General features: G+C 42.8%; 7 protein-coding genes. 3 read left to right on the top strand and 4 right to left on the bottom strand.

What is annotated here, in order from left to right:
* Positions 1-243 precede the first annotated feature (243 nt).
* A complete protein-coding gene (locus tag K4039_RS11780; protein WP_265235374.1) occupies positions 244-1,836 on the top strand; it encodes an SDR family NAD(P)-dependent oxidoreductase in 1,593 nt (530 codons plus the stop codon).
* A gap of 209 nt (positions 1,837-2,045) precedes the next feature.
* Here the strand turns inward: K4039_RS11780 and K4039_RS11785 are convergent, their stop codons facing one another.
* The 4 genes from K4039_RS11785 to K4039_RS11800 all read right to left on the bottom strand — a co-directional run bounded on the left by K4039_RS11785 (position 2,046) and on the right by K4039_RS11800 (position 6,834).
* The gene (locus K4039_RS11785) at positions 2,046-4,442 is read right to left on the bottom strand and encodes an ATP-binding protein (RefSeq protein ID WP_265235375.1); all 2,397 of its coding nucleotides are present in this window, start codon (positions 4,440-4,442) and stop codon (positions 2,046-2,048) included.
* 450 nt (positions 4,443-4,892) lie between these two features.
* Positions 4,893-5,357, bottom strand: a complete 465-nt coding sequence (locus tag K4039_RS11790) for a hypothetical protein (protein WP_265235376.1) — start codon at positions 5,355-5,357, stop codon at positions 4,893-4,895.
* A gap of 190 nt (positions 5,358-5,547) precedes the next feature.
* Positions 5,548-6,108 (bottom strand): sugar O-acetyltransferase, encoded by a 561-nt coding sequence (locus K4039_RS11795; protein WP_265235377.1) that lies wholly within the window; start codon positions 6,106-6,108, stop codon positions 5,548-5,550.
* Between the two features lie 51 nt (positions 6,109-6,159).
* Positions 6,160-6,834, bottom strand: a complete 675-nt coding sequence (locus K4039_RS11800) for an MBL fold metallo-hydrolase (protein WP_321161596.1) — start codon at positions 6,832-6,834, stop codon at positions 6,160-6,162.
* Positions 6,835-6,864: 30 nt separating this feature from the next.
* Between K4039_RS11800 and K4039_RS11805 the strand changes: the two genes are divergently transcribed.
* Entirely contained in the window at positions 6,865-8,337 is a 1,473-nt protein-coding gene (locus K4039_RS11805) for a site-2 protease family protein (protein ID WP_265235379.1), read from the top strand.
* Between the two features lie 372 nt (positions 8,338-8,709).
* Complete coding sequence (locus K4039_RS11810) at positions 8,710-9,309, top strand: hypothetical protein (protein ID WP_265235380.1); 600 nt, start codon at positions 8,710-8,712, stop codon at positions 9,307-9,309.
* Positions 9,310-9,547: the final 238 nt, after the last annotated feature.

Raw genomic sequence — 9,547 nt, forward strand, 5'->3', positions numbered from 1 at the left:
TGCATTATTATTTCTGGTAAAATTGCCACGGACTAAACTATTTAACAGGTGCTCATGTACTAGGAAATGTTAACTTTGCCACCCTGCTAAATCAGCATCCGATTAAGCAGGTTATGATTTTTGTGCTTTGTCAGGCTATAAAACCCGCGAAACGATTCCAGGAAATGTGATAGCCTTCCTGAAAAATTAGGACGCGAACCGTAATATAATAACTCTCAAGAACATCAAAAAATCAATTAATTTATGCAAGTTTGTCTCGTTACTGGTGGTAATTCCGGTGTGGGTTTAATGACATCTTTAGGTTTAGCTAAATTGGGACATCATGTCTTTATTGCTTGTCGTTCCCAGAAAAAAGCGACAAAAGCGATCGCATATATTCGTGAAACTACCGGAAATCCCAATATAGAATATTTACCCTTAAATCTGGCCTCATTAGAGTCTGTGCGTCACTGTGTTAAACTATTTCAAGACAGAAATTTGCCATTACATATCCTCGTCAATAATGCCGGAATCTTCGACGGAAGAGGAGTCACTAAAGAAGGATTTGAGTTAATTTGGGGAACCAATTATTTAGGTCATTTTCTCCTCAGTTATTTATTATTAGATAAATTAGAAAAATCCGCCCCAAGTCGCGTGATTATAGTATCCTCAGATTTAGCATTGAAACCCACTCGAATTAAGTGGGATTTATTCGTTAAAGAAACACCCTTAAATTTTATTGAATTATATAACCAGTCAAAACTTTGTCTATTGCTTTTAACCAGACAACTTGCCCAAAAATTAACGCAGGTAACAGTTAACGCGGTTCATCCGGGTTTTGTACAATCTAATATTACCATCGGTCATAGTTTGAGTAAATATCTCGGTTTAGGAATTAGTCCAGAAAAGGGAGCCTATAGTAGTCTCTTATGTGCAACTTCTCCAGAATTTGAGTTAACAACAGGTAAATTTTTAAATCAAACAGCACAACAAATAACCTTGCCTACATTAGCAAAAAATAATGATTTATGTCAAGAGTTATGGGAAAAAAGTTTATTATGGACTGGCTGTAGTCAAGCCGTCGAGAAAGAGAGAATTAATCATGATGCTACTGATGGGATATGGGGGCCTTATGCTCTCAACTTAAATCAGGATGAACTCGCGAATATTTGCGATCGTATTTTTAAGGAAGTTTTACCAAAACCACCCATTAAAATTTTATTGACTCAGGCATTAAAAGCCCTTTTGAGGTTACAATTTGGTTCACTTATGTTGATGGTCATTCAATGTTACCAACGCCAATTTTATATGGAAAGACATTTAGATTCTGCTGCGGTGTTGCACCTGTGTCAAGATGAGAATTTATTGAAAATACTGACAGCTTATTTAGGGGATAATTTGAAATTATGGCGATCGGAATTATGGGTGAATTATCCCTCACGTCAATTGATTCCTTTTTGGCATCGAGATATTTATCCTAATTTACTTACCGGGGATGGAAAAACGATTAATATTTATATTGGTTTAACAGAAGTGACGGAGACAAACGGGTTTGAATATATCCCGAAAAGTGAACTCGAAAAGTGTGAAGTTACCATCACCGATCCTTTTAGTGGGAATCATTTTTTTCGAGTTCCCAAGGAAGTAGAAGAAAACGCGAACGCGGTAGTTTTAAAACCGGGTGAGTTTATTTTATTTACGGATCAACTTGTACATCGTTCTATTTATAATAGAAGTGGTAAAGTGCGTCTTTCTTTAACATTACGAGTCGCCCAACCGAGTATAAAAATTTTATCCGGTTACACTTCTAATTATCAGCAACCTGTCACAATGGGTAAGAGTTCAGTTGACAGTTGACAGTTAACAGTTGACAGTTGACAGTTGACAGTTGACAGTTGACAAGCAGAGCCTCCTTTTACTTCCGAGATTATAGAAGAAAGGACTATAGGATCTGTTTAAGTTATTAACTTTTCGTGCCTAATGACGATGTACCTGTTCTTTTCAATGGACGATAAAAAAAAATTGTTCTAGTAAGCTTTTTTGTAAATGGTATTAGTGAAGGTAGTTCAAAATATCGGCAATTCTATGATAAATTCAGCACCGCCGCCCGTTGGAGATTGACTTTCAGATTGCACTGGAGATTGAACTGTCATGCGCCCGCCGTGCAATTCTACAATAATTTTATAGCAAACCGATAGCCCCAATCCTGTAAAATTTTTCAAGGATTTATTATGGTAAAACGGGTCAAAAATTCTCTGTTGAATTTCCGGTGGAATTCGAGAGCCATTGTGGGCGATCGATACTGCAATAAATCTGCCTGTAGAATGCTCGACAATATCTGTTTTAATTGTAATAGTTTGATTGAATTTGTCAAGACTGTTAATAGCATCAATCGCATTGCTGAGGATATTAGCGAAGACTTGGCTCAGTTGACCGGGATAACACAAAATTGGCGGCAGGTTGCTGTATTCCTTGACTACTAATATTTTTTGATCTAGCCGATGAGCGAGCAATAGCAGAATATTGTCGATGCTTTCGTGAAGGTTGGCGCGTTCTTTGTTGTCTTCGTCTGGAAGTGAAATGTTTCGTAAAGCCAGGACTATCTGGCGAATGCGATCGGTTCCTATTTTCAGAGAATTGAGAATTTGTGGCAAGTCTTCGCTGATAAAATCTAGATCGAAGGTTTCTATTTGTTGGGCAATTCGCGGCACTGGTTGGGGATATTGTTCGCGATAGAGGCGAATTATATTCAGCAAATATTTTATATAATCGTTGACGTGAATCAGGCGGCCGTAAATAAAGTTAATTGGGTTGTTAATTTCCTGGGCAATTCCGGCGGCGAGTTGACCGACTATTGTCATTTTTTCGCTTTGTACTAAATGCTCTTCGGTTCTTCTGAGTTGGGCTAATACTTCTTCTAAAAGTTTGAGTTCTTGTTGAATTTGCCCGTGGAGTTGGGATTGGGAAATTGCGATCGCCAGTGAGTCTGCAATTGTTTCCAAAACTTCCACTTCGTCGGGACTTGCAAACCGCCGATTAGCACAGGCGAACAGATATCCCAGCCGATTAGTCTGAGTCAGTACGGGTACTGCTGCGTAGTGGTTGTCTGTGAGTTCGAGATGCGTTGCTTCCTGAGAGCCTGTGGCATCGGGGGCGGAGGTTTTCTTGAGAAGTATCGTTTCGCACCGATGCAGCCTTGCTGCTAAATCTCCAGAGGGCCCTGTTTGGGCACCGAAGATTCCCAAGCGCCCTGGTAAACCTTGCCGGCAATATTCCCAGCAAAATTCTACAGTATCGTGTCGGGGGTCGTACCAGCCGAAAATTGCTCGATCGAGCTTTAGCAGGGTACCGAGTCCGTCTATTGTAGTTTGCAGGATGCGATCGAGCGGCAAGCCAGCACGAATGCGGCTAGTCAAGCGGTGGATCATGGCTTCTGTGCGAGTGCGGATGCAATTTTCGGCAAACAGCTTCAGTGCTACAATTGCTGCCAAAATAGCTGCGGCGAAGAGTCCGGCGGTAGCTGCTGCTAATATGTTTAAGGCGAACAGTTCTTTTTCGAGATTATCGCTGGGAATTACTAGGGCGATCGACCATTCAGCTTGTTCTAAAGGAAGATAGGCAACATAAACTCTGGCGTCGTTGATTTGAGTTAGTACAATGCCCGTTTTTTGATAAACCATCTCCCGGACTACATTCGCCAAATTAGTATCTGCGGACTCTAAAAGACTGGGAGCGGCTTTGTCAATATTTCCCATTAACCGAGCGTCGGGATAGACAATTGGCACTCCTTGAGAATTCAGTACAAAAGCGTAAGTTCCCGCCTCATATTCCAGCTTTCCTACTACTTCCGCAATTCGATCGATGCTAATGACACCGTTCATTACTCCGATCGGCTTTTTTGGTCTTTTCTCCAGAGCATTTGACCACACCGGAGCCGAAATAGGAACAATACTTTGTTGTTTGAGCGTGCGAGAAATGGTAGGATCTGAAACATAGACTTGTCCAGCCATTGCCTTTTTGAAGTGTTGGCGATCGCTAACATTAATCAAAGCTCTGCCAAATTTTGTGGTAAAATAAGAACCGTCGGGTTCAATTAATGCGAAATGCTTGAAGTCTGACAGTCGAATTACTTCCGATTTTAAATAAGGCCCTGCCACTGACCAATTCATCGATCGCACCGGAGGAGTGTTGGCGAGGGTTTCGATCTCATTTTTTATCGTGCCAATCCAGCGATCGATCTTGTTACCGCGCTCCTTAACTTCTAACAAAGCATTTCGCTCTAAATTTTTGATAATCAAGCGGCGAACGCTTTGATAGCTGATACAACCAGCGATGCTAGCTGCCAGAATTGTTACGCCCAAAATTAACAACGCGATTTTGTAGCGAAGATCGTATTCGCCCTTAAATCTCGCTGGCAACAGTTGAGTTAATTTCCACCACTTTACTTTCGCAAAGCTTCTCATGGTTTGACCAATTTGTGAGATTGAAATTCTCAGCTCACCTGCGATGAACTCGCCCGCCTGCTAGTAGTCTGAAACTACTACCATTCAAAAATTGCCGGGATTTTTGATTTTTTTTCCCGCAGGCCTGCTCACCTTGTTAAACTGGAATACAATTTTACCATGTTTTTGAGAAATTCAAAAAAAGATTAACTTGTTGATATTTTTACCAATACTTGTTAATAATTCATCTAAGGTGTGGACTGGGCACCCTAAGTTAAAATTTAGCGTTTTTATTAATAAAATCTTGATTAGGTAAGGTGCGGACGGCGCACCCTACCTTGAAATATTTGGCTTTTGCCTTAATCATAAAATATCAAAAGTTTTGAGTTATTAATGAAGAAAAAACTTATTAAAATTTTAATTCAAATCTCAAAACTTTTTTCGCTAAATTGATGCTGTTGGGCGATTTGTTTAAAGAACCTTGTGAGTGTGTTCGTGCTGTTTCACATTGTCTTCAGTGCGAATGACGCGCTCGGTGTTCAGCACTCTTTTGCGTTCTAAAGAATAAGAAAAGTCGTTGCGAACTGTTCCCTGGGGAATGTGAACTTGAGCTTCGGGGCGGATTTTGTAAGTGCGGGCTGCGGCGATCGCCCGAAAGCCAAATTCTTCGCTAAACTGAGCTTCGGCGGGGAATTCCGGCAGCCTTTGGGGTGATTCGCCGTCGAACACCGATCCTAAAGTAGTCCCCCAAGCCATTTCATAAGATGTGGGAATTCCCTTGACAATTGCTTCCAAAGCTGCTGAGGGGATAGGTTCGATTACTTTTACTTGATGAACTTCGCCTTCTTCTTTGATGAAGCAGGTGGCTAAACCTACTGCTATGTAGTCGTCGGTGCCGAGTTCGGGTGCGTTGGGATAAACTGTTGCAGTCGTCATAAGAAAAGCTTGGTAGTGGGGAAACCGGGAGGAAGAAAGTAAGCGATTTGAGATTAGAGATTTGAGATTTTTGCCACGGATTTTTCCGGGAAATTTTATCTGAAAAATCTCAAACTGGCGGTTGTGACATCTAAAATTTTTGTGTGAAACTCCAAAGAGCCGATCGCGCCAGTGAGTCGATCGTACCACATCAAGGTAAATGCCGGATGATGCGGCAAGGATTCCCCGCAGCCACGACGTTTGCGGGAATATCTTTGACAACAACGCTACCTGCGCCGATCGTGCTATTGTCGCCAATAGTGACTCCAGGGCAAATAATACTGCCGCCGCCAATCCAAACATTATTACCAATATTAATTTCTGCGGCGAATTCGCGGCCAGAAAGTCTAATTTCCGGATCGGTGGGATGAAAAGCGGTGTAAATTTGCACGTTGGGGGCGCACAGCAAATTTTCGCCGATGTTAACTCGATTGCAGTCGAGAATCACGCAGCCAAAATTCATGTACAATCCGTTTGCCGCATAAATATTGCTGCCGTAGTCGCAGTAAAAAGGCGGCTCGATTTCAACTTTCGGCCCGATTGCACCAAACAATTCGGCAAGGATTTCTAACCGTTTGTCTGGTTCATCTTCGTGAGTAGAATTGTAGATTCTGGAGAGGCGGCGGGCTCGCTGGCGTTCTGCAATTAATTGCTGATCCGCAGCTAAATACAATTCGCCGGCGAGCATTTTTTGTTTTTCGGTTTTTACCATAATCATCGGCGGTAATAATCGCCGGCATCAAATCACACCTAGGGTTTTCTTTTAGGGTTCGGGCTGGGAGTGCAAACAAACGGCTAAATCTAGATTGGTTAATTGCTCAAAAGCTCGATCGATCGATCCTTTTCCTCGCAAAAAGCCAGTATTCGCAGCGGGGCAGATATATTGCAGAGTCGAAGGCGAAAATCGATCGATAATTGACTGCACATTGTTAATTTGCCGCGGCCAGTGAAAAGTTTTTGGCGTTCTCTGCGGTACCGGGGCGCCTTCTCGATTGGGAAGCAAGTGTCTGCCGGTAAACAACACTCCACCACTGCCAGTATCATAAAGGCAAGATGAACCAGGAGAGTGGCCAGGAGTCCAAAATGCTTTTAGGCGATCGCTCACAGCAAATTCTCGCTCAAAAACCGTCAGCTTCAATCCAGGGAGCAAATAAGCTTCCTGCTCTTGAATCAGGATATCGCAGCCCGTGGCTTCCTGAATCTCCCGCGCCTTGGCGATCGCGCCGCGGTGGGTGAGAAACAGCAGCCGCACGCCGCCGTTTTCCCGCAAAAAGGCTTGATTAATCTCATCCCAAGCGGGACAATCCACCAGGATGTTCGATTCGTTTTCTACAATGAAATAAGCTGTCGCACCCAGGGTATCCCGGTGAGGTGGGAAAGCAAAGATATTTGCCAGCACTAGCCTGGGCTGTTTGGAGACTGAACTCTGTTGTTTCAAGGAACTATTGAGAGGCATGGAATAAATATTATGTTCTTTTTACTATGGTTGCTCGTATTGGGGTTTATATCTTACTACTTGTTACAGAGCAGCACCAGCCGCATTACACGAACCCCGGTATGGCTGCTGTGGCTGGTAATGATGGCGCCGGCGCTGATTTGGGGCGGTTGGCTTTTAGTTAACGGCGCCAGCAAAACAGTACCGCCGGAGTTGGTAATTATACCTTTTCTGGTTTGCCCTTTTTTGTACTGGTTTTTGGTACAGTTGGGGCGCAAGGAAATTATCGGCTCCACTGAAACGCTCTTAGCAGGCTCTGCGACTGAACCGAAAGAGCCAAAACTGCCTCTGCGCCCGATCGATTCCGAGGAAGAAGCGAGCTTGCGCGATTGTTTTCCTTGGTCAATTTACTTTTTGCGAGATTTAGAATTTCGGCCACAGGCTGTAATTTGTCGCGGACAGTTACGCACGAACCCGGAGGCTGCTTATCAGACGATTCGGGAGAATGTGGAGCGGCATTTTGGCGATCGCTTTTTAGTCATATTTCAAAACAGCTTAAGCGGTAAACCTTTTTTTGCCATAGTTCCCAATCCCAGCCACCAATCCGGGGAAACTCCGGTAAAAACCGAATCTGTAACCAGGCCATTTTTTGCCTTAGCTTTGGTGCTGATTACGGTATTTACTACTACGATTGTCGGAGCGCAAATTGCCGGAGTTACTGAAAAAATTTTGCAGTCCAACCCGTCAATGTTGCTCCAGGGTTTGCCCTATTCCCTGGCTCTGATTGCAATTTTGGGAATGCACGAATCCGGCCACTATTTAGCTGCCAAATTCCACAAAATTCGCACAACTTTACCTTATTTTATTCCCATTCCTTTTTTCTTAGGAACTTTTGGCGCTTTCATTCAAATGCGGAGTCCAATCCCCAACCGCCGAGCTTTATTTGACATCAGTATTGCCGGCCCATTTGCAGGTTTAATTGTGGCAGTGCCGTTGTTGATTTGGGGTTTGGATCATTCGACAATTGTACCATTATCTGAAAAGTCGGGAATGTTGAATTTTGAGTCTTTCAGTCCGCAATTTTCGCTGCTAATGACTCTGTTGAGCAAGTTAACCTTGGGCGCTGCTTTGAATGCGGAAACTGCGATTAATTTGCATCCGGTAGCGGTGGCGGGTTATTTGGGTTTGATCGTGACGGCGTTTAATTTGATGCCGGTGGGACAATTCGACGGCGGGCACATCGTACACGCGATGTTTGGCCAAAAAGCGAGTATGGCGATCGGGCAATTTGCCAGAATTTGTATGCTGCTGCTGTCTTTTTTGGAGCAGGGTTTGCTGCTGTGGGCAATTATTTTGTTTTTGACGCCCCTCAGCGACGAACCGGCGTTGAATGATGTCAGCGAATTGGACGATAGGCGAGATTTTTTGGGGTTACTGGCGATCGGGCTTTTGTTAATTATTTTGTTGCCAGCGCCCAAGATACTCGTTCAGTGGTTAAATGTTTAGAAGTCATTAGTCATTAGTCATCAGTTATCAGTCATCACGAAAAAGGAAGAAGCAAAAAGCAAGAATGAAGAAGTCATAAGTTATCAGTAGTTATCAGTCATCACGAAGAAGGAAGAAGGAAGTCGGATTTAGTTATCGATCGTCGCGAGAGATGGAAGAAAAGACAGGTTCACAAATTCTGCAATGGTTGCTATATTAGGACTTACACAGGGGGGTGAGACACCCGGTTTCTTCCTAGACGCTAGCAAACCAAGATTTATCGCAGAAACCGGGTTTCTTTGGTGTAACTTTTGCATCCAAGCAAGTTGGGCGTTTTTCAACTCGCTTTCTATCTCAAAGTGATGTTTATTTTCACCGACTTCTTTGAGAAATATGTCCTACAACTCCTTCACTTTCCAACAATTAAAAGATCGGTTTGGATTGGAGCTATCACTCGATCCGATTTTGAGTACCAAAATTATTCCTTTAGAACCATCTCAATGGCTTTGGAGAACTCTTGAAATTAGTTCTAACACTGCTGTAACAACGGCAAAAGAACGTTCGGAACGGATTATTTCTCCTGTTTTGTTAGAGGTGGGGGAAAAAAATAACAAACAATTTTCTATCTTTTCCGGTTGGGCATTTGATGTAGATATTTCTCAGGGATTGAATGGAGAATGCGACTTTCTACTATCTGGCGTGTCGTTGGATTTTGAAATCAAAGTTCCGTTTTTTACAGCCAGACAAACGAAAGGCGGAGAAATAGAATCTTGTCTGCCACAGTGTGCCGCACAAATGGTGGCAGCTCAGTTATTTAACCAACGCAAACAAAATTCAATCCCTGCTGTATTTGGCTGCGTAACTTCGGGGGTAGTCTGGCGGTTTCTTAAATTAGAAGGAAATAATTTAATTATTGATGATGATGTTTATTATCTCGATAATCTTCCTCTGCTTTTAGGGGTTTTGCAAAAAATTGTTAATTTATACCAATAATCTAAGAACTCTCGTAAAATAGGTTTGTAGTCAGGACTTCACCAAAAAACGAGAGGGAAGCCCCGGGCTTTAGACATGAGGAGGAACTCGGTAGCGGTTTCAACCGCCTTCAATTTTTTTTTGTATTGGTTGTTTTGTAGGCATACTTTACCCTGGAATTGCGAATACTATGCTAATATAAACCAAGGAGGAAAACAGAATGTATGGATGCCAGCAAAATCTAATCAGTCCAGGCAAA

Origin of the sequence: Lyngbya sp. CCAP 1446/10, from assembly GCF_026130175.1 — a bacterium.
Taxonomy (GTDB): domain Bacteria; phylum Cyanobacteriota; class Cyanobacteriia; order Cyanobacteriales; family Microcoleaceae; genus Microcoleus.

Excerpts from the sequence above, each read along its gene's own strand:
- K4039_RS11785 (WP_265235375.1), bottom strand. The coding sequence starts at position 4,442 with ATGAGAAGCTTTGCGAAAGTAAAGTGGTGGAAATTAACTCAACTGTTG.
- K4039_RS11780 (WP_265235374.1), top strand. The coding sequence starts at position 244 with ATGCAAGTTTGTCTCGTTACTGGTGGTAATTCCGGTGTGGGTTTAATG.
- K4039_RS11810 (WP_265235380.1), top strand. The coding sequence starts at position 8,710 with ATGTCCTACAACTCCTTCACTTTCCAACAATTAAAAGATCGGTTTGGA.
- K4039_RS11790 (WP_265235376.1), bottom strand. The coding sequence starts at position 5,357 with ATGACGACTGCAACAGTTTATCCCAACGCACCCGAACTCGGCACCGAC.
- K4039_RS11795 (WP_265235377.1), bottom strand. The coding sequence starts at position 6,108 with ATGGTAAAAACCGAAAAACAAAAAATGCTCGCCGGCGAATTGTATTTA.
- K4039_RS11805 (WP_265235379.1), top strand. The coding sequence starts at position 6,865 with ATGTTCTTTTTACTATGGTTGCTCGTATTGGGGTTTATATCTTACTAC.